Raw genomic sequence first — 17,903 nt, forward strand, 5'->3', positions numbered from 1 at the left:
GTGAAGAAGCACCTCGTCCTCGTCCCGGCCGCCCTCGCCCTCACCCTCTCCGGGTGCTCCGGCAGCGCCGACTCGTCCACCGCGACCGACACCACCCCCGCCAGCAGTACGCCGTCCGCAGGCGCCACGCCCGGCGGTGGTGCACCCGGCGGCGACGGCGCAGGAGGCATGGGCTTCCCCGGCGCCAACGGCGAGGTCGCCGCCGTCCAGGGCGACGTGCTCCAGGTGCAGAGCGCGATGTCCGGCCAGGTCGCGGTCACCCTCACGAAGAAGACCGAGATCACCGCCCAGGTGGCCACCGACCTCGATGCGGTCGAGGTCGGCACCTGCGTCGTCGTGATGGGCGGCGCGGACGACGACTCCGCCGCCACCACGGTGCGGATCAGCGACCCGGTGGACGGCGAGTGCACCGGAGGCACCGGCGGCGCCGGTGGCTTCCCCGGCGGTGGTCAGGGTGGTGACCAGGGGAATCGGCCCGAGCCGCCGTCCGGTGCGCCTTCTGACCTGCCGTCCGACATGCCCAGCGACATGCCGTCCGGTGGCCCCGGAGGCGGGCGCGGCAACGTGGTCGCCGGCGAGGTCACTGCCGTCGACGGCAGCGGCTTCACCGTCGCCGCGGTCGCCTTCGACTCCGGCGAGACCACCGACACCGAGGTCACCGTCGACGCCGACACGACCTTCACCACGACCGCAGACGCGAGCGCCGACGACATCACCGTCCGGCGTTGCGTCTCCGCGCGCGGCGAGGCCGACGACACCGGCGCGGTCACCGCCGAGTCGGTCACGGTCAGCGACAAGGTCGACGGCGAGTGCTCGGTCGGCGGCTTCGGTGGCGGGTTCGGCGACCCGGGGGCGAACGCGGCATGAGGCTCCCACGACGTCGTACCGGCTGGCTCGCCCTCGCCGGCCTGTCGTGCGTGCTCGTCGCCGGTGGCGCGAGCGCTGCGGCCGGCTGGGGCAGCAGCCAGGCCGACTACCGCACCGCCACCGCCGCCACGGGGTCGGTGCAGGAGCACCTCGACCTGACCGGCACGGTCAGCGCCAGCGGCCGCACCGACCTCGCCTTCAGGGATGCGGGCACGGTCACCCAGGTGCTGGTCGACCAGGGCGACCACGTGAAGGCCGGCCAGGTCATCGCCCGCACGTCGCGCACCGAGCTGCGCCGCACCCTCGAGCGCGCCCAGGCGACCCTCGATGCGGCGAAGGCCCAGCTCGCGGCCGACCTCGAGTCCCAGGCAGACGCCGTCACCTCGGCGAGCACCGTCAGCGCGACGACGAGCAGCGACTCGTCCACCGCGAGCACCGCGGCCGCGAGGACGACGGCCACCCCCGCGGTGGTCACCGTGGCCGTGCGGACCGCGGCCGACCCGGCGCTCGAGGCCGCACTGGCCCAGCTCGCGGCGCAGCAGCAGGCGGTCCTGGCGGCCCAGACCGCGGCGACGACCGCGCTCGCCACGGCGACGACCGCGCTCGACGCACAGACCACCACCTGCGCGGCCGCCCCGGCCGACCAGGCGTGTGCCGACGCGCTGGTCGCCGTCCAGTCCGCCCAGCAGGCGGCGGCCACCGCGCAGCAGGACCTCCAGACCGCGCTCGACGCGCTCGGCACCACACTCACCAGCGCCGTGGCCGCGCTCGACGCGGCCGCACAGGCCCAGGCCGACGCGCAGGCCGAGGCGCAGGCGCAGCAGCAGGGGGAGGAGGGGGAGCAGCCCGAGCAGGAGCAGCCGCAGCAGAACGAGCAGCCCCAGCAGCAGACCCCGCAGCAGCAGCCCCAGCAGCAGGCGCCGAGCGGCAACCAGCAGGCGCCGTCCGACACGACCGGCCAGGAGTCGCCGTCCGGCTCCGGGGCGAGCACGCCCACCGTGACGGCGGCGACGCTCGCGCGGGACCAGGCCGCGATCGACGAGGCGAAGGCCGCGCTCGTGGCGGCGAAGCAGGCCCATGCCGCCGCCGAGCTGGTCGCGCCGTCGGCGGGCACCGTCCGCTCGCTCGACCTCGCAGTGGGGGACGACGTCTCGGCGGACGGCGTGGTCGCCGTCGTGGTGGCCAAGGGGTCCACGACCGTCTCGGCGGCCGTCGACGTCACCGACGTGTCGGCGGTCGAGGTCGGCCAGCAGGTCGACGTGACCGTCCTCGGCTCCGACGAGCCGGTCACCGGGCGGATCACCTCGGTCGCATCCGCGCCGACGAGCGGCACGACGACGTACCCGGTCGAGGTGGTGCTCGACGCGACGGACCGGACCGTGCCCCTCGGTACGCCGGCCTCGCTGGCGGTCGTCACCGCGTCCGTCGACGACGCGGTCACCGTGCCGACCTCGGCGGTGACGACGTCGCCCATGACGAGCGTGCTGGTGCTGGACGACGACGGGACGACCAGCCGGCGCCAGGTGACCCTCGGCGCCCGCGGCTCGACGCTGACCGAGGTCACCGACGGGCTCGCGGCGGGTGACGTGGTGGTCCTGGCCCAGGTCGACGCCGACGTCCCGACCGGGGACAGCTCGACGACGTTCGGCACGGGCGGCTTCGGATCGGACTTCGGAGGCGGCTTCCCCGGGGGCACGGGCGGCGCGCCCGGAGGCGGGTTCGGCGGGCCGGGTCGGGCTGGTTGAATCGGGGCCATGCGCCTCGACCTCTCCGCCGACGTCGTCACCCTGACCGAGCAGCTCGTCAACACGTTCTCGGTCAGCCACCACGAGCAGGAGATCGCCGACGCGGTGGAGGAGGCGCTGCAGGCGCTGCCGCACCTCACCGTCACCCGGCGCGGCCACACCCTCGTCGCGCGCACCGACCTCGGCCGCCCCGAGCGGGTGGTGATCGCCGGCCACCTCGACACGGTGCCGCTCAACGACAACCTGCCCGCCCGCCGCGAGGACGGCATCCTGCACGGCCTCGGCACGTGCGACATGAAGGGCGGCGACGCGGTGATGCTCAAGCTCGCCGCCGACCTCACCGAGCCCAACCGCGACCTCACCTTCATCTTCTACGAGGCCGAGGAGGTCGACTCGGTCCACAACGGGCTGCGCAAGCTCACCGAGAGCGACCCCGACCTGCTCGCGGCCGACTTTGCGATCCTGATGGAGCCCAGCAACGCCGCGGTCGAGGCGGGCTGCCAGGGCACCATGCGCGTCGACGTGCGCACCACGGGCGAGCGGTCGCACAGCGCCCGCAGCTGGAAGGGCGTCAACGCGATCCACCTCGCCGGACCGGTGCTCGCCCGCCTCAACGACTACGTCGCCCGCCAGCCCGAGATCGACGGCCTGACCTACCACGAGGGGCTCAACGCCACCGGCATCCGCGGCGGCGTCGCCGGCAACGTGATCCCCGACGAGTGCGTCGTCGAGGTCAACTTCCGCTTCGCCCCCGACCGCAGCGGGGCCGACGCCGAGGCGTTCGTCCGCGACTTCTTCGAGGGGTACGACGTCACGGTGACCGACATGGCCGCCGGCGCCCTGCCCGGGCTCGACCGCCCCGCGGCCAAGGCCTTCGTCGATGCGGTCGGCGGCGAGCCGGCGCCGAAGTTCGGCTGGACCGACGTCGCGCAGTTCACCAAGCTCGGCGTGCCGGCGGTCAACTACGGGCCGGGCGACCCGATGTTCGCCCACAAGCAGGACGAGCACGTCCCCATGGAGCACGTCGAGCGCTGCGAGCGCACGCTGAAGGAGTGGCTGGCATGAGCGACCGGGCCAGTGAGCACGCCACTGACCGGATGAAGGGCCCGGTCATCGAGCGCCGCGGCCAGGTCCGCGAGGGCAGCACCACCGACCAGCGGCTGCTGGACTCCCGCGGCCCCACCGACTGGGTGCACACCGACCCATGGCGCGTTCTTCGTATTCAAGCCGAGTTCGTCGAGGGCTTCGGCGCGCTCGCCGAGCTCGGTCCGGCGATCGGCGTCTTCGGGTCGGCCCGCACCCAGCCCGACCACCCCCACTACGCGGTGGCCGAGCAGGTCGGCCGCAAGCTGGCCGAGGCCGACTTCGCCGTGATCACCGGCGGTGGCCCGGGCGCGATGGAGGCGGCCAACAAGGGTGCCTGCGAGGCCGGCGGCGTCAGCGTCGGCCTCGGCATCGAGCTGCCCTTCGAGGCCGGGCTCAACCAGTGGGTCGACAAGGGCATCAACTTCCGTTACTTCTTCGCCCGCAAGACGATGTTCGTCAAGTACGCCCAGGGCTTCGTCGTCCTGCCCGGCGGCCTCGGCACCTTCGACGAGCTCTTCGAGGCGCTCACGCTGGTGCAGACCCAGAAGGTGACGTCGTTCCCCATCGTGCTGATGGGGACGGCGTACTGGCAGGGGCTGCTGGACTGGATGCGCGAGACCGTGCTGGCCGAGGGCAAGATCAACGCCAAGGACCTCGACATGATGGTCGTGACCGACGACGTCGACGAGGCCGTCGGGCTGATGGTCGCCGCCCGCGCCAACCGGTGGCCGACGCCGTCGCCGAAGCGACCCGAGTGAGCTGGTCCGAGTGAGCAGGTCCGAGTGAGCAGGGGAGTGGTCCGCCGATGATGTGGCTCTTCGCCGTCCTGGTGGTGCTCGTGATGGGCGGGGTCGCGATGGTCGCCTCCGGCCGCGGCGGTGCGATGGCGCCGGCGTACGACGACCGGCCCGACCTCGCGCTGCCCGACGACCGTCCGCTCGAGGCCGGCGACCTGCGCTCCGTGCGGTTCCCGCTCGCGCTGCGCGGCTACCGGATGTCCGACGTCGACGCCCTGCTGGCGCGGCTCGCCACCGAGCTCGAGGACGCGCGCCGCACCGATGACCCGGAGGTCGCGCCGGACCCCACTCCCGATCCGGAGGGGTCTGGACCTCAGCCGGGCGCGTCTGGCGACGCCGGTCCCTCCTAGGGCAGGATTCCTCGAATGTCGTTCCCGATCGTCGTCTGGATCCTCACGGCGCTGGCCGCCGTGGCGATCGTGCTGACCCGTCTGCGCCTCAGCGGCGAGGACGCGGCCGGCCAGTTCTCCATCAGCCGCCGGATCACCCTGGTCCACTTCGGCGCGGGCATCGTCGCCCTCGTGCTGTGGCTCGGTGTCCTGGTGGCGCCGGAGGACTCGGTCGTCGGGGGACCGCTCGTCGGGATCATCGCGATCGCCGCCTGGTGGGTCACGGCCGTGTGCGGCCTGCTGATCCTGGCCCGGTGGCTGCCGGCCAAGGGGCGGCACGTCCCGGAGGCCTCCGGCGACACCTGGAGCGACGGGCCGGGGCTGTCGCTCCTCGCCCACCTCGGCATGGTGGTCGGCGTGCTGGTCTTCACCTACGCCTACCTCACTGCGGCGGTCTGATGCGCCGGCTGCTCGCGGCCCTCGGCCTCCTCGCAGCAGGCCTCACGGTGCCGGTGACGACTGCCCCCGCCACCGCCGTCGAGGCCACGTCCCCCGGACGTCCCGCGGTCGTGGAGGTGCGCACGATCGGCCACTCGGTCCGTGGCCGGCCGATCCGGGCCTGGCGGCTCGGAGAGCCCGGCAAGCGGCCGATGGTGCTGATCTCGACGATGCACGGCAACGAGCCCCACACCCGGCGGATCCTGGAGACGCTGCGTGACGGCCGCGCGATCCGTGGCGTCGACCTCTGGGTCGTGCCGACGTACAACCCCGACGGGCTGGCGCGCCACAGCCGCCGCAACGCCCACGGCGTCGACCTCAACCGCAACTTCCCCTTCAGGTGGGCCGACCTCGACGGCAACTACGAGTCCGGCCCGCGCCCGGCCAGCGAGCCCGAGACCCGGGCGATGATGGCGTTCCTCCGGGAGATCAACCCGCGGCGGGTGCTCAGCTTCCACCAGCCGCTGGTCGGCGTCGACACCGACACCAAGGACCCCGGCTTCGCCCGGAAGGTGGCCCGCGCGCTGCGGCTGCCGCGCAAGTCCCTGGACTGCGGCGGCCTGTGCCACGGCACGATGACGATGTGGTTCAACCACCACTTCGCCGGGTCCGCCCTGACCGTCGAGTACGGCGCCCGCCCGCCGCGCCGCCGGATGGTCCGTCAGGCGCCCGGGGCGGTGCTCCACGTGCTGGGCGCCCACCGCACCTCGCGCGGCTGAGCCGGCCGGGGTTCAGCGGCCCTGGAAGACGGGCTTCTCCTTCGCCACGAACGCGTCGACGGCGGCCAGGTGGTCCTCAGTGCCGCCCGTGAGCGCCATCTTCTCGGCCTCGAAGGCCAGCGACTCGTCGAGCGGGTGCGCCGCGGAGTTGGCCACCGCCTGGCGGATCGAGCCGAAGGCGACCGTCGGGCCGGCGGCCAGGCGCGTGGCCAGCTCGCCGACCGCCGCCTTGAAGCCCTCCTCCGGCACCACCTGGGTCGCCAGGCCGAGCTCGAGCGCCTCCTGCGCGGTCACGGTGCGCGGGAAGTAGAGCAGCTCCATCGCCTTCGCCGTGCCGACCAGGCGGGGCAGGGTCCAGCTCGACCCGGTGTCGCACGAGAGCGCGACTCCGGCGAAGGAGGTGTTGTAGCCCGCGGAGTCGACGAGGATCCGGAAGTCGGCGGCGAAGGCGAGGCTGGCGCCGGCACCGGCGGCGACACCGTTGACCGCCGCGACGACGGGCTTCGGCATGGTCGCGATCGCGTGCACGATCGGGTTGTAGTGCTTCTCGACGGTGTCGGAGAGCGGGATGTCGGCCTCGCCCTTGAGCCCGGCGAGGTGCTCCTTGAGGTCCTGGCCCACGCAGAAGGCGCGGCCGCTGCCGGTCAGCACCACGCAGCGCACCGTCGGGTCGTCGGCCACCTGCTGCACGGTCTCCAGCAGCAGCTCCTTGGTGGCCACGTCGAGGCCGTTCATCGCGTCGGGCCGGTTGAGGGTGATGGTGGCGACCGAGTCGACGACGGTGAGCAGGACGGGGGCGGTCTCGCTGGCGGTCAGGGGAGCTGTCATGGGGGCAGTCTGCCGGACGTTCAGCCCACGTCCGTGCGCCCTGTGGTGCCGATCACGTGGGTCATGAGGGATAATGGAGTCGTACGACGCCGATCGGGGCGGCCAGGAACGACTCAGCCGCCTCGATTCGCATGTGAAGAGCCACCATCGTCGAAGAGATGGCTGAACCCAGGAAGAGGTGCGCCGATGGCCGCCATGAAGCCCCGCACGGGCGACGGACCCCTCGAGGTCACCAAGGAGGGTCGCGGCATCGTCATGCGCGTCCCGCTCGAGGGTGGTGGGCGGCTTGTGGTCGAGCTGAACGCCGAGGAGGCAACATCTCTCGGTGACGCCCTCAAGGACGTCGTCGGCTGATCGTGGCCATCTCCACCCAGCTGCCCACGCAGGTCTCTCCACCCGAGTTCGCACTCAGCCCGGCCCTGCCGCACCAGATCGGCGGGGCCGAGGTCTGGGCCTTCCCGGTCCTGGCGGACCCGGACGGGCCCCTTCTCGGACCTGGTGCCGACGAGGCCTCCGAGGCTCTCGGCACCGACCTCCTCGCGGCCCTCGAGGCCGCGCGCGCCACGGGTCGCACCGGTGAGGTCACCACGGTGCCGGTGGCCGCCGGACCCCACGACGTGAGCCTGGTGCTCCTCGTCGGCGCCGGCGACGGGACGGTCACCGACCTCCGTCGCGCCGGCGCGGCGCTCGCCCGCGCCACCAAGGACCGTGCCAGCGTCGTCACCACGCTCGCCGCCATCGCCCCCGTCGAGGGCCTCGGTGCCGTCGTGGTCGGAGCCATGCTCGGCTCCTTCTCCTTCCACTGGCGCTCGACCGGTCCGCAGGAGCGCCCGGTCGCCCGGATCGTGCTGGCCGACGTCAGCGACGACGGTGCCGACGACGAGCTCGCCCGCTCCATCGCGCTCGGTGGCGCCGGCTGGCGCTCGCGGGCCCTGGCCACCGTGCCGGCCAACCTCAAGACCCCCGCCTGGCTCGCCGAGCAGGCCGAGGAGGTCGGCGAGGCCGCCGGCCTCGACGTGAAGGTCTGGGACGAGAAGCAGCTCACGTCCGAGGGGTTCGGCGGCCTGCTGGCCGTCGGCGGCGGCTCGGCGAACCCGCCCCGGCTGATCCGCATGGACTACACGCCCCGCGGTGCCACCAAGAAGATGCCGACCGTCGTCCTCGTCGGCAAGGGCATCACCTTCGACAGCGGCGGCCTCGACATCAAGCCCAGCGAGTCGATGCTCACCATGAAGCGCGACATGAGCGGCGGCGCCGCGGTGATCGCGGCGATGGCCGCCCTGCGCGACGTCGACTGCCCGGTCCGCGTGATCGGCCTGGTGCCGGCCGCCGAGAACTCGATCAGCGGCTCGGCCATGCGCCCCGGTGACGTGATCACCCACTTCGGTGGTCGCACCTCCGAGGTCAACAACACCGACGCCGAGGGTCGCCTCGTCCTCGCCGACGCGATGGCGTACGCCGTCTCGGAGCTCGCGCCGACCGTCCTCCTCGACATCGCCACCCTGACCGGCGCGATGAAGGTGTCGCTGGGCCAGTGGACCGGTGGCTACTTCGCCAACCACGAGGGCCTCGCCGCCCAGGTCGAGGCAGCTGCGGTCGGCTCCGGTGAGAACGTCTGGCGGATGCCGCTCGTGAAGGACTACGAGGACAAGGTGACCTCCAAGATCGCCGACGGCGACAACGCCGCCGGTGGTGCCGGGGCGATCACCGCCGCGCTGTTCCTCCAGCACTTCGCCGGCGACGTGCCGTGGGCCCACGTCGACTTCGCGTCCGCCGCCGAGTCGCCGACCGACCGCCACGAGTGGACCGCCGGACCGAGCGGATACGGTCCGCGCCTGCTGCTCACCTGGCTCGGGTCCGACGACCCGCTGGACGGCATCGCCTGATGCTCGGCCTGACCGTGCGCTGGTCCCTCGCCGACGCCGACCCCGGCGTCGAAGAGCGGCTCGCGAACTACGTCGCCGAGACCTCGCACGCCCGCTTCACCGGCATGACCGGCCTGCGCTTCAAGACCTGGCGCATGGTCCGCGGCGAGTGGTTCGAGGGCTGCTACGTCTTCGCCACCGACGAAGCCCGCGACGAGTTCCAGCGCACCTTCACCGAGGGTGCCGCCGACTCACCCGGCTCGCAGATCATCGGCTCGTCCCCGATCCTCATCGAGGCCTGCGACATCGTCGCCATCGCCGAGGGCTGGGACGGCTTCGCCGCCACGCCGAGGAGCTGATGGCGCTCGCACACCGCCGACCGGGCGGTTGGTCCGCGTCCTGACCGCCGACCGGGCGGTTGGTCCGCGTCTTGATGGTCGACCGGGCGGTTGGTTCGCGTCCGGTCGGCCGCTCACCGTGCCGTACGCGGACGAAGTGCCCGGTCAGCGTTCCTGACGCGGACGAAGTGCCCGGTCAGCGTTCCTGACGCGGACGAAGTGCCCGGTCAGCGTTCCTGACGCGGACGAAGTGCCCGGTCACGCCTCTTCCGGGGCCCATTCCTTCTTGGCGGCGAGCAAGCCGTCGCCGACGGGGAGGAGGACCGGGACGAGGGCGTCGTGCTCGAGGATGGCGCGGCCGAGGTCGCGGATGGTGACGGTCTCCTCGTCGCGCTGGGCGGGGTCGGCGACCCGGTCGTGCCAGAGGGCGTTGTCGAAGGCCACCACGCCGCCGGGGCGCAGGAGCCGCAGCGCCTCCTTGAGGTAGGCGGCGTACTCACGCTTGTCGCCGTCGCAGAAGACGAGGTCGTAGTGGCCGTCGGTGAGGCGGGGGAGCACGTCGAGCCCGGCGCCGGCGATGGTGCGGGCCCGGTTGCCGGGGATGCCGGCCTCGGTGAAGGTCTCCTTGGCGAGGCGCTGGTGCTCGGCCTCGATGTCGACCGTGGTCAGTACGCCGTCGGAGCGCATGCCGCGCAGCAGCCACAGGCCGGAGACGCCGGTGCCGGTGCCGATCTCGACGACCGCGCGCGCGTCGAGGACGGAGGCGAGGAAGCGCAGGGCCGCGCCCGTGCCGCTTCCGATCGGCGAGACGCCGACCTCCTCGGCGCGGCTGCGGGCGGCGGACAGGATCTCGTCCTCGGCCACGAAGTCCTCGGCGTAGGTCCAGCTCGCGGTCTTGATCGGCGCAGTGTGGGGCACGAGCGGACTCTATCGCGCAGCGATCTCCCGACGTGGCCGGGAACACACGAGGCACGTGGGTCGTTGGAGGGGTCGTCGGATGGCGCGGAGTTCTTGGTCGTCGCGCATGAGGTTCACAGGGAACTCTCAGGCACGGTCCCTAGCGTCAGGAAGGACAGCGAACCGTTGCAGCTGCGGTCGAGGAAGACGACGAGCCAGGGGGCACCCGTGGGCGAGCAGGTCGAGACCACCCCGGACCAGGGGTCGGTCCCGGGCGTCGTGCCGAGCTGGGACGAGGTCGTCGAGCAGCACTCCGACCGCGTCTTCCGCCTCGCCTACCGGCTCACGGGCAACCGGCCTGACGCCGAGGACCTCACCCAGGAGGTCTTCGTCCGGGTCTTCCGCTCGCTCGACACCTACACGCCCGGCACCTTCGAGGGCTGGCTGCACCGCATCACCACCAACCTCTTCCTCGACGGCGCCCGCCGCAAGCAGCGGATCCGCTTCGACCCGCTCTCCGACGAGCGTGCCGCCCGGCTGACCAGCCCGGTCGCCGGCCCCGAGCTCGCGATGGCCGACCAGACCTTCGACGACGACATCGAGACCGCGCTCGCCACGCTGCCGCCCGACTTCCGCGCCGCCGTCGTGCTGTGCGACGTCGAGGGGCTGAGCTACGAGGAGATCGCGGAGATCATGGACGCCAAGCTCGGCACCGTCCGCTCCCGGATCCACCGCGGCCGCACCATGCTGCGCAAGGCGCTCGCCCACCGCGAGCCCGCCGCCGGCCGCCAGCGCTACTCCGGCCCCGGCGCGATGCACCCCCGTGGGGCGGTGTCGTGATGACGCACCTCGGCTCCCGCGTGAGCGCGCTCCTCGACGGCCGGCTGACCCCCGAGGAGGAGGAGCGCTGCTGGGCGCACGTCCACGCCTGCCACGCCTGCCGCGACCTCGTCGAGCAGGAGGGCCGCGTCAAGACGCAGCTCGCCCAGCTCTCGCTCGGCCCGTCGTCGTGCTCGCGCGACCTCAAGTCCTCGCTGCTCGGCAGCTGCTCGGCCCTCGCGCCCGAGCCGTTCCCGACCTCGCACCAGCGCCCCCGCCGCGGCCTCGTGGCCATCGGCGGTGGCGCGGCGAGCGCCTGCGTCGTGGGCGTGCTCGCCCTCGGTGTCGCCGGTGCGCCGCGGATCGAGCCGCGCCCGCCGGCCACCGACCTGAGCCGGCCCACCGGCCCTGCCACACCCCTGAGCACCGTGGACGACCGGCTGGTCCGCACCCCGGTCTCACCCTCCCGGACGCCCCTGGCTGAGCGCTTGGTGGCGATTCGGGAGAAGATTGCTCCGTGACCGACGAGGACAAGCCCGACGAGCAGGCGCCCGACGAGCCCACGCAGCCCCTCGCGGGCTGGCGTCCGGAGCCGACGCGCCCGGCGCAGCCCCAAGGGCAGACCTACGGGGAGACCCTCGGCGAGACCCACGAGGCCGCTCCCGAGCCGTCCGCCGACGAGCACCTGATCGCCGGGCCGCCGCCGCAGAGCGAGCCGCCGTCGTACTCCTCACCGCAGCAGCTCTACGACCCGGCGCCGCCGACCGTGCCGCAGGCCGCCCCGCAGACGGTGCCGATGGCACCGCAGTTCGGTCCGCCAGTCGCCGGCCCGGCCTACTACGGCCCCGGTCCCTACGGCCGCCCCGACTACGCGCAGCCGGCCCGCGCCCGCAAGCTCCCCCTCTGGTCCTGGGTCGCCGTGGCGGCCGTCGCGCTCGTCGTGGGTGTCCTCGGCGGCCTCGCGGGGGCAGCCCTCCAGGACGAGCTGTCGTCGAGCGACGGCACCGTCGACAACGGCCTCGACGGCGTCCGCACCCAGAGCGCCGCGCCGCTCGACGCCGACAACGGGTCCGTCCCGGCCGTCGCGCAGGCCCTGCTGCCCAGCACCGTGCAGATCGTGGCCGAGTACGACGGCGAGGCCGCCGGTGCCACCGGGTCGGGCTTCGTGCTCGACCGCGATGGCCACGTCGTGACCAACAACCACGTGGTCGCCTCGGCCGCCGAGGACGACGGCCCGATCGTGGTCATCGACCACGCCGGCGACCGCCACGACGCCACGATCGTGGGTCGCAGCTCGGTCTACGACCTCGCCGTGCTCCAGGTCGAGGAGGCCGACGGCCTCGAGCCCGCGGCCCTCGGTGCCTCCCAGGTGCTCCACGTCGGCGACCCGGTCGTCGCGTTCGGCGCCCCGCTCGGGCTGAGCCAGACCGTGACCTCGGGCATCGTCAGCGCCCTCAACCGGCCGGTCACCACGGGCGACTCCGCCGACGACTCGTCGTACATCAACGCGGTGCAGACCGACGCCGCGATCAACCCGGGCAACTCCGGCGGTCCGCTGGTCAACCTCGCCGGCGAGGTCGTCGGCGTGAACTCGGCGATCGCCACCACCGGTGGCGCGACGACCGAGTCGGGCAACATCGGCGTCGGCTTCGCGATCCCGATCGAGCAGGTTCGCACGACCGTCGACCAGATCCTGCGCACCGGGAAGGCGGAGTACCCCGTCATCGGTGCGCAGGTGCGCACCAGCGGTGAGGCCGACTCCGAGGGCGCGACGATCACCGAGGTCATGCCCGACACCCCTGCCGAGCGGGCGGGCCTGAAGAAGGACGACGTCATCGTCAAGGTGGGCGACCAGCCGGTCAACGACGGCATCGCCCTGATCGTGGCCATCCGCACCCACCGCCCCGGGGAGACCGTCGAGATGTCGGTGCTGCGTGGCGGCGAGGAGCAGGTCGTCGAGGTCGAGCTCGACGGCAAGGTGGGATAGCCGCCCGGCACCGCCGCTCTGGCTGGCTAGAGGTCGGAGGACTCGCTGTCGGCGGACGCTGCGTCGGACTCCACGAACGGGTGGTCCTCGACGAACGACCTGGTCTCGGCGTACATCCGCTGGATGAACTCCTCGAGCTGGGACCTCTCCACGCGCCACTGCCCGCGACCGCCGATCTTGATCGCCGGCAGGTCGCCGCGGCGCACGAGGGCGTAGACCTGCGCGCTGGAGGTGTTGAGCACCTCGGCCACGTCGGCGAGCGTCAGGAAGCGGGGGTCCTCGGGCATGGGGTCATCGTGCCACCGACCCGGGTGCTCGCGGGCGGCGGCCGACGCGACCCTGTGGACAGACAGGTGTGAAGTCGGCCGCGCGCGGCAATGATGCTCGCGTGTCTCGGAAACCTTCTCGGAACCCGTCGCGCGACGGCGGGCTCGCCGACGTCCCTGCGGCCACCCGCACCCGCTCACCCGGATGGCGCGACCCGCGCCTGTGGATCGGCGTCGTCCTGGTCACCGGCTCGGTGGTGGCCGGTGCCCGCGTCCTGGCCGGCGCCGACGACATGACCTCGGTCTGGGCCGCCTCGGGCGACCTCGTCGCCGGTCAGGCGCTGGAGGCCGGCGACCTCTCCGCGACCCGGGTGCGGTTCGACGACGACGCCGACCGGGCGCGCTACCTCGCCGTCGACGACGAGCTGCCGGCCGAGCTCACCCTGACCCACGCGCTCGCGGCGGGGGAGCTGGTGCCGGTCGGCGCGCTCGGCGAGGCGACCGCCGACGACACCGTCTCGGTGTCGATCGCGGTGCCGTTCGAGCACGTGCCGACCGATGTCTCCCGCGGCTCGAGGGTCGACGTCTGGGTGATCGGCGAGGACCGCCGCTCCCGCGCGGCCGCGGAGCTGGTGCTCGACGACGTGCTCATCCTCGACGCGCCGGTCGTCAGCGACTCCTTCGCCTCCGCGACCAGCCGTCAGCTGGTGCTCGCGGTGCCGCAGGCCGAGGAGGAGTCGCTCGCGCAGGTGCTCGCAGCCAGCGGCGACGACCGCGTCCGCGTCGTGGGCCGGGGCTGACGCCGTGATCTGCGTGCTGCTCCTCGCCGCGGGGGAGGGGTGGGAGTCGCCCGCCCTCGCCGACCTCGAGGCGCACCCGGGCGTCGTGGTCCTCAAGCGCTGCGTCGACGTCGACGACCTGCTCGCCTCGGTCACGAGCGGCCAGGCGGACGTCGCGGTGCTTTCGCTCGACGCACCCGGCCTCGACCCCTCGAGCATCGCCCACCTGCGCCGCCACGCGGTCCGTCCGGTGGCCGTCACGACCGCCTTCGCCGAGGACCTCGACGTCCGCGAGCACGCGCAGCGCCTCGGCATCGGCGCCGTGGTCGGCGCCGGCCAGCTCGCCACCCTGCCCGAGGTCGTGACGACCGTCGAGGACGTCGCCGACACGCGCGTCCGCGCCGACGAGCCCGCGCCCCTGCCGGTCTCCGACGGCGAGTCCGGCCGCCTGGTGGCGGTGTGGGGACCCGCCGGCGCCCCGGGTCGTACGACGATCGCCACCAACCTGGCCTGCGAGGTGGCGCGGCGCGAGGCGGGCGTCGTCCTGGTCGACCTCGATCCCTACGGCGGTGCGGTGGCCCAGCAGCTCGGTGTGCTCGACGAGGTCTCCGGGCTCCTGTCGGCGTCGCGGCTGGCGGCGGCCGGCCACCTCGAGGAGCGCTTCGCCTCCGTCTGCCGTGCCGTCGGCGACCACCTCGCGGTCGTCACCGGGCTGCCCAGGCCCGACCGATGGCGCGAGGTCCGCCCGGCCCATGTCGAGCAGCTGCTGGAGCAGGCCCGCGGCCTCGGCGACGTCGTGGTCGACACCGGGTTCAGCCTCGAGGACGACGCGGGCTCCGACTTCGGCGGCCGGCCGGGCCGCAACGCGCTCACCCTGGCGGCGCTCGAGCAGGCCGACGAGGTGGTGGTCGTCGGCGCCGCCGACCCGGTGGGCCTGACCCGCCTCGCCCGCGGCCTGGTCGACCTGCGCGAGCTCACCGGCGGCGTGCCGGTCCGGGTGGTGGTCAACCGGATGCGGGGGAGCATCGGCTGGTCAGAGAAGGACATCGCGGGCATGGTCGAGGGGTTCAGCCGCGTCGCGGGCCTCCACTTCCTGCCCGAGGACCGTGCCGCGACCGACCGGGCGCTGGTCACCGGGCGGCCGCTGGCGGAGCTGGGCGACTCCTCGCTGGTGCGCAGCCTGACTGCGCTGACCGACGCGGTCTTCCCGGCCTCGGTGCGCCCGGCGGCCACGGGCGGCCGGCGTCGACGACGAGCTTGAAGATTCTGGTTTTCGTCAAGAATTCGTTAAGTTGGAGTCTGATTCAGAGGAGACTCCGATGGTTGACACCATGCGTACGACAGGCCTCGCCCTCGTCGCCCTGTCCCTGTCGCTGACCGCGGCGCCCGCCCTTGCAAAGGCTCAGGGCACGACGGGCAACGACGTGATCACCGGCAACGCCCGCGCCAACCACATCATGGCGCTCGGCGGCCGTGACCGCGTCTCCGCCAACGGCGGCAACGACACGGTCTACGCCGGCAAGGGCAACGACGTCGTCACCGGCGACGACGGTGACGACTGGATCACCGCGCAGCCCGGCAACGACTGGGTCAACGGCGGCCTCGGCAACGACAAGATCGACGGCGGCTCGGGCGACGACACGATCTACGGCGGCGAGGGCAACGACGTCCTGGCTGCGAACGTCGGCAAAGACGTGGTCTACGGCGAGGCGGGCAACGACCTGCTCGGTGGCAACAACGGCGACGACCGCCTGTTCGGCGGAGAAGGCTCCGACAAGCACATCGGTGGTGCCGGCAACGACTGGATCGACGGTGGTCCGGGCGATGACGGCGCGATCCAGGGCGGCCCGGGCAACGACGTGCTGATCGACGGCGACGGCAACGACTGGCTCGTCAAGGGCGACGAGGGCGACGACACCGTCTTCCTCGGCCCCGGTGCCGACAAGGTCTTCACCGAGCAGGGCAACGACACCATCTACGTCCTGCCCGACGGCATGGTCGACAAGATCCGCTGCGACGACGGCGGCCAGGACCAGGGCTCCGACGACCACGTCGTCTTCGTGGGCTGGCGCGACCCCGCCGACCAGGTCGATCCGTTCGGGACGTGCGAGCACGTCTCGGTGACCCAGGAGCTGCCCGCGGGCTGGCCCTACGGCCCGGTCGGCCAGCGCCCGGCGATGCAGCGGGTCACGCCGCGAACAGCAGGTACAGACCTCCCGCGGTGAACCCCACCATCGCCATCAGCAGCGGCAGCTGACCGGTGAGGTGGTGGCGCGGCGGCAGCAGCTTGATCGCCCGGTCGTGCGCGGCGACCACGCCGACCACGTGCCCGAGCACGACCGCGAGGACCTTGGTCACCGCCAGGAACGTCGGGTGCAGCGAGATCCAGTAGTTGACCTGCAGGTCGGCCGTGCCGAGGTAGTCGTCGCCGCGGCTGAACGGGTCGCTGAGCTGGATCAGCGTCTGCTGGCCGTACTCGATGAAGAACGTCAGGTAGTGGGCCACGATGTAGCCCACGATGATCGGCACGACGGAGTGCGCGAAGAGGCCGGGCAGCGCGCGCCGCGGGGTGTCACTGGTGACGCCGGTGGCCATGGTGGCAGCGGTGAGGATCAGTGCGACGCCGCCGGAGAACACGATCAGGGCGAGGGTGTCGGGCACGATCCGCGGGATCGACATCGACTGCACGAGGCCGAGCCACTCGCTCGACTCGCGGAAGGAGTCGAACGCCGTGCTGCCGAACAGGACGCCGACCACGCCGACGAGGCCGGGTCGCGCGACCAGGGTGTCGAGGTTGGCGAGCGGGCTGCGGACGACCAGCACCCCGTCACGGTGTCCCCAGATCGACAGCTTGGCGACCAGCGAGGAGTAGACCTCGAACGGGTCGGCGCGGGCCAGGAACGTCGTACCCCACACGGCGGAGCCGATGAGCATGATCCCGAGGTAGGCCGCGCACCACAGGCGCACCGGCCCGAGGTCGGTGGCGTGCGGGTAGACCAGCTCGAGCCACACGAAGGAGAACAGGCCGAGCGCGGCCGGCCAGTAGCCCAGGCGCGCGGGGTACTCGTACAGGCCCTGTCCCTCGGGCACGCCGGAGACCTTGGCGAAGAGCATGGCGATCGTGCGCGCGGGGCTGATCGCCTTGAAGAACGGGCCGAACAGCAGGGACGTGGGCACGATGCCGACCCACAGGAACACGTAGAACACCCCGAGGAACGGGTTGATCAGGGTGTCCTTGCCGAAGACCGCGGCGGCCGCGACGTAGAGGAAGAACGCCATGCCGAGCACGCGCAGCGCGATCGCCAGCGCGCGTGAGGAGGCGAAGCGGTCGAGCCACACCGGCGCCGGGCGCCCGCTCGTCGCGGCGTCGTAGCGCGGCTCGCGCCACGCGACCGCGAGCACGGTGAAGGAGACGACCAGTGCCGCGACGGCGCCGGCGATCGCCAGCTCCGAGGGGATCGGCAGGTCCTTCGCGCCCCCGAGCCCGTGGGCGGAGATCCGGCCCAGGTCCAGCTGGCCCACCCTCAGCGGACTTCGAGCTGCAGGATGATCGAGGCGGGCTCGTGGCTCTCCACCTCGACGACGCCCGGTCGGTCGATGGTGATCTCGTGCTCGCTCGTGCCGGCGTCGTAGGCGATCTCCTGCTCGGGCGTGCTGTGCACGTGGAGCTCGCCGGCCACGTCGGAGGTGATCGTGAGGTCGAGGGTCTGGCCGACCTCGAGCTCGACCCGCTCGCCGTTGGGGGTGAAGGTGTCGCCGTCGCGCGTCACGGTGACGGCCACGGCGTCGCCGCTGCTCGAGGAGCTGCTCGGCGACTCGCTCGACTGCGAGGACGGGGTGTCGTCGTCACTGCCGCCGCAGGCCGAGAGGCCGAGGGCGAGCACGAGGGCGAGCGGGGCGAGGCGCGACAGGCCGCGACGGGACACAGACTTCTCCTTCAGACGACGAATGCCACGTGACGGTGACCACGACACCGGTCGGGTCACATGCTCTGCCAGAATCCCATGCGGGACAAGCGCCACCGACGAGAGGGCACCACATGAGTGAGCGCAGCGAGCGAGTCATGCAGCACGGCGTGACTTG

21 protein-coding genes are annotated in these 17,903 nt (G+C 72.9%); 16 read left to right on the plus strand and 5 right to left on the minus strand.

Going from position 1 to position 17,903, the window contains the following annotated elements; translation table 11 throughout:
• Genes J2X46_RS08175 through J2X46_RS08205 form a run of 7 tightly spaced genes read left to right on the plus strand, consistent with a single transcriptional unit; the run spans window position 1 to window position 6,041 of the window.
• Window positions 1-867, plus strand: coding sequence for a hypothetical protein (locus J2X46_RS08175; protein WP_310249019.1), 867 nt, complete (start codon window positions 1-3; stop codon window positions 865-867).
• Window positions 864-2,612 carry an efflux RND transporter periplasmic adaptor subunit gene (locus J2X46_RS08180; protein WP_310249021.1) on the plus strand — a complete coding sequence of 583 codons (1,749 nt, stop codon included), beginning with the start codon at window positions 864-866 and terminating at the stop codon, window positions 2,610-2,612. The genes J2X46_RS08175 and J2X46_RS08180 overlap by 4 nt, the downstream gene beginning before the upstream one ends.
• A 9-nt stretch (window positions 2,613-2,621) precedes the next feature.
• Window positions 2,622-3,677: a succinyl-diaminopimelate desuccinylase gene (gene dapE / locus J2X46_RS08185; RefSeq protein WP_310249023.1), complete on the plus strand. Its 1,056-nt coding sequence runs from the start codon at window positions 2,622-2,624 to the stop codon at window positions 3,675-3,677.
• Complete coding sequence (locus J2X46_RS08190; RefSeq protein WP_310249025.1) at window positions 3,674-4,456, plus strand: TIGR00730 family Rossman fold protein; 783 nt, start codon at window positions 3,674-3,676, stop codon at window positions 4,454-4,456. The genes dapE and J2X46_RS08190 overlap by 4 nt, the downstream gene beginning before the upstream one ends.
• Before the next feature lie 47 nt (window positions 4,457-4,503).
• The gene (locus J2X46_RS08195) at window positions 4,504-4,845 is read left to right on the plus strand and encodes a DivIVA domain-containing protein (RefSeq protein WP_310249027.1); all 342 of its coding nucleotides are present in this window, start codon (window positions 4,504-4,506) and stop codon (window positions 4,843-4,845) included.
• 15 nt (window positions 4,846-4,860) lie between these two features.
• Entirely contained in the window at window positions 4,861-5,283 is a 423-nt protein-coding gene (locus J2X46_RS08200) for a hypothetical protein (RefSeq protein WP_310249029.1), read from the plus strand.
• Entirely contained in the window at window positions 5,283-6,041 is a 759-nt protein-coding gene (locus J2X46_RS08205) for a M14 family zinc carboxypeptidase (protein ID WP_310249030.1), read from the plus strand. Before J2X46_RS08200 ends, J2X46_RS08205 begins: the two co-directional genes overlap by 1 nt.
• A 12-nt stretch (window positions 6,042-6,053) precedes the next feature.
• Here J2X46_RS08205 and J2X46_RS08210 read toward each other — a convergent pair whose 3' ends face one another.
• Window positions 6,054-6,869: an enoyl-CoA hydratase-related protein gene (locus tag J2X46_RS08210; RefSeq protein ID WP_310249032.1), complete on the minus strand. Its 816-nt coding sequence runs from the start codon at window positions 6,867-6,869 to the stop codon at window positions 6,054-6,056.
• A 186-nt stretch (window positions 6,870-7,055) separates the two neighbouring features.
• Here J2X46_RS08210 and J2X46_RS08215 point away from each other — a divergent pair, with 186 nt between their 5' ends.
• From J2X46_RS08215 to J2X46_RS08225, 3 genes are read left to right on the plus strand one after another with little or no spacing between them, the layout of a single operon-like run.
• Window positions 7,056-7,223: a DUF3117 domain-containing protein gene (locus J2X46_RS08215; protein WP_179617972.1), complete on the plus strand. Its 168-nt coding sequence runs from the start codon at window positions 7,056-7,058 to the stop codon at window positions 7,221-7,223.
• Between the two features lie 2 nt (window positions 7,224-7,225).
• Window positions 7,226-8,755 (plus strand): leucyl aminopeptidase family protein, encoded by a 1,530-nt coding sequence (locus tag J2X46_RS08220; protein ID WP_310249035.1) that lies wholly within the window; start codon window positions 7,226-7,228, stop codon window positions 8,753-8,755.
• Window positions 8,755-9,093 carry a hypothetical protein gene (locus tag J2X46_RS08225; protein ID WP_310249037.1) on the plus strand — a complete coding sequence of 113 codons (339 nt, stop codon included), beginning with the start codon at window positions 8,755-8,757 and terminating at the stop codon, window positions 9,091-9,093. The genes J2X46_RS08220 and J2X46_RS08225 overlap by 1 nt, the downstream gene beginning before the upstream one ends.
• A 237-nt stretch (window positions 9,094-9,330) precedes the next feature.
• Here J2X46_RS08225 and J2X46_RS08230 read toward each other — a convergent pair whose 3' ends face one another.
• The gene (locus J2X46_RS08230; RefSeq protein ID WP_310249039.1) at window positions 9,331-9,990 is read right to left on the minus strand and encodes an O-methyltransferase; all 660 of its coding nucleotides are present in this window, start codon (window positions 9,988-9,990) and stop codon (window positions 9,331-9,333) included.
• A gap of 207 nt (window positions 9,991-10,197) precedes the next feature.
• Here J2X46_RS08230 and sigE point away from each other — a divergent pair, with 207 nt between their 5' ends.
• From sigE to J2X46_RS08245, 3 genes are read left to right on the plus strand one after another with little or no spacing between them, the layout of a single operon-like run.
• The gene (gene sigE, locus J2X46_RS08235) at window positions 10,198-10,809 is read left to right on the plus strand and encodes an RNA polymerase sigma factor SigE (protein WP_310249041.1); all 612 of its coding nucleotides are present in this window, start codon (window positions 10,198-10,200) and stop codon (window positions 10,807-10,809) included.
• The gene (locus J2X46_RS08240) at window positions 10,809-11,309 is read left to right on the plus strand and encodes a zf-HC2 domain-containing protein (protein ID WP_310249042.1); all 501 of its coding nucleotides are present in this window, start codon (window positions 10,809-10,811) and stop codon (window positions 11,307-11,309) included. Before sigE ends, J2X46_RS08240 begins: the two co-directional genes overlap by 1 nt.
• Entirely contained in the window at window positions 11,306-12,775 is a 1,470-nt protein-coding gene (locus tag J2X46_RS08245; RefSeq protein ID WP_310249044.1) for a trypsin-like peptidase domain-containing protein, read from the plus strand. The genes J2X46_RS08240 and J2X46_RS08245 overlap by 4 nt, the downstream gene beginning before the upstream one ends.
• Before the next feature lie 26 nt (window positions 12,776-12,801).
• Here the strand turns inward: J2X46_RS08245 and J2X46_RS08250 are convergent, their stop codons facing one another.
• Window positions 12,802-13,062 carry a helix-turn-helix domain-containing protein gene (locus J2X46_RS08250; RefSeq protein WP_310249045.1) on the minus strand — a complete coding sequence of 87 codons (261 nt, stop codon included), beginning with the start codon at window positions 13,060-13,062 and terminating at the stop codon, window positions 12,802-12,804.
• A 101-nt stretch (window positions 13,063-13,163) separates the two neighbouring features.
• Here J2X46_RS08250 and J2X46_RS08255 point away from each other — a divergent pair, with 101 nt between their 5' ends.
• Genes J2X46_RS08255 through J2X46_RS08265 form a run of 3 tightly spaced genes read left to right on the plus strand, consistent with a single transcriptional unit; the run spans window position 13,164 to window position 16,045 of the window.
• Window positions 13,164-13,841 (plus strand): hypothetical protein, encoded by a 678-nt coding sequence (locus J2X46_RS08255; protein WP_310249047.1) that lies wholly within the window; start codon window positions 13,164-13,166, stop codon window positions 13,839-13,841.
• A gap of 4 nt (window positions 13,842-13,845) precedes the next feature.
• On the plus strand, window positions 13,846-15,081 hold the full coding sequence (locus J2X46_RS08260; RefSeq protein WP_310249048.1) for a hypothetical protein: 1,236 nt from the start codon (window positions 13,846-13,848) through the stop codon (window positions 15,079-15,081).
• A gap of 58 nt (window positions 15,082-15,139) precedes the next feature.
• Entirely contained in the window at window positions 15,140-16,045 is a 906-nt protein-coding gene (locus tag J2X46_RS08265) for a calcium-binding protein (RefSeq protein ID WP_310249049.1), read from the plus strand.
• Here the strand turns inward: J2X46_RS08265 and J2X46_RS08270 are convergent.
• Together J2X46_RS08270 and J2X46_RS08275 are read right to left on the minus strand one after the other, a co-directional pair.
• Window positions 16,008-17,342 (minus strand): hypothetical protein, encoded by a 1,335-nt coding sequence (locus J2X46_RS08270; protein ID WP_310249051.1) that lies wholly within the window; start codon window positions 17,340-17,342, stop codon window positions 16,008-16,010. The two genes, J2X46_RS08265 and J2X46_RS08270, sit on opposite strands and share 38 nt — an antisense overlap.
• 2 nt (window positions 17,343-17,344) lie before the next feature.
• Window positions 17,345-17,746: a hypothetical protein gene (locus tag J2X46_RS08275; RefSeq protein WP_310249053.1), complete on the minus strand. Its 402-nt coding sequence runs from the start codon at window positions 17,744-17,746 to the stop codon at window positions 17,345-17,347.
• Window positions 17,747-17,903: the final 157 nt, after the last annotated feature.

It is taken from the genome of Nocardioides sp. BE266 (genome assembly GCF_031457855.1).
GTDB lineage: Bacteria > Actinomycetota > Actinomycetes > Propionibacteriales > Nocardioidaceae > Nocardioides.

Bases quoted from the DNA above. Each gene is read 5' to 3' on its own strand.
- J2X46_RS08240 (WP_310249042.1), top strand. From the start codon at position 10,809: ATGACGCACCTCGGCTCCCGCGTGAGCGCGCTCCTCGACGGCCGGCTG.
- dapE (WP_310249023.1), top strand. From the start codon at position 2,622: ATGCGCCTCGACCTCTCCGCCGACGTCGTCACCCTGACCGAGCAGCTC.
- J2X46_RS08190 (WP_310249025.1), top strand. From the start codon at position 3,674: ATGAGCGACCGGGCCAGTGAGCACGCCACTGACCGGATGAAGGGCCCG.
- J2X46_RS08265 (WP_310249049.1), top strand. From the start codon at position 15,140: ATGGTTGACACCATGCGTACGACAGGCCTCGCCCTCGTCGCCCTGTCC.
- J2X46_RS08210 (WP_310249032.1), bottom strand. From the start codon at position 6,869: ATGACAGCTCCCCTGACCGCCAGCGAGACCGCCCCCGTCCTGCTCACC.
- J2X46_RS08215 (WP_179617972.1), top strand. From the start codon at position 7,056: ATGGCCGCCATGAAGCCCCGCACGGGCGACGGACCCCTCGAGGTCACC.
- J2X46_RS08205 (WP_310249030.1), top strand. From the start codon at position 5,283: ATGCGCCGGCTGCTCGCGGCCCTCGGCCTCCTCGCAGCAGGCCTCACG.
- J2X46_RS08195 (WP_310249027.1), top strand. From the start codon at position 4,504: ATGATGTGGCTCTTCGCCGTCCTGGTGGTGCTCGTGATGGGCGGGGTC.
- J2X46_RS08180 (WP_310249021.1), top strand. From the start codon at position 864: ATGAGGCTCCCACGACGTCGTACCGGCTGGCTCGCCCTCGCCGGCCTG.
- J2X46_RS08250 (WP_310249045.1), bottom strand. From the start codon at position 13,062: ATGCCCGAGGACCCCCGCTTCCTGACGCTCGCCGACGTGGCCGAGGTG.
- J2X46_RS08225 (WP_310249037.1), top strand. From the start codon at position 8,755: ATGCTCGGCCTGACCGTGCGCTGGTCCCTCGCCGACGCCGACCCCGGC.
- J2X46_RS08200 (WP_310249029.1), top strand. From the start codon at position 4,861: ATGTCGTTCCCGATCGTCGTCTGGATCCTCACGGCGCTGGCCGCCGTG.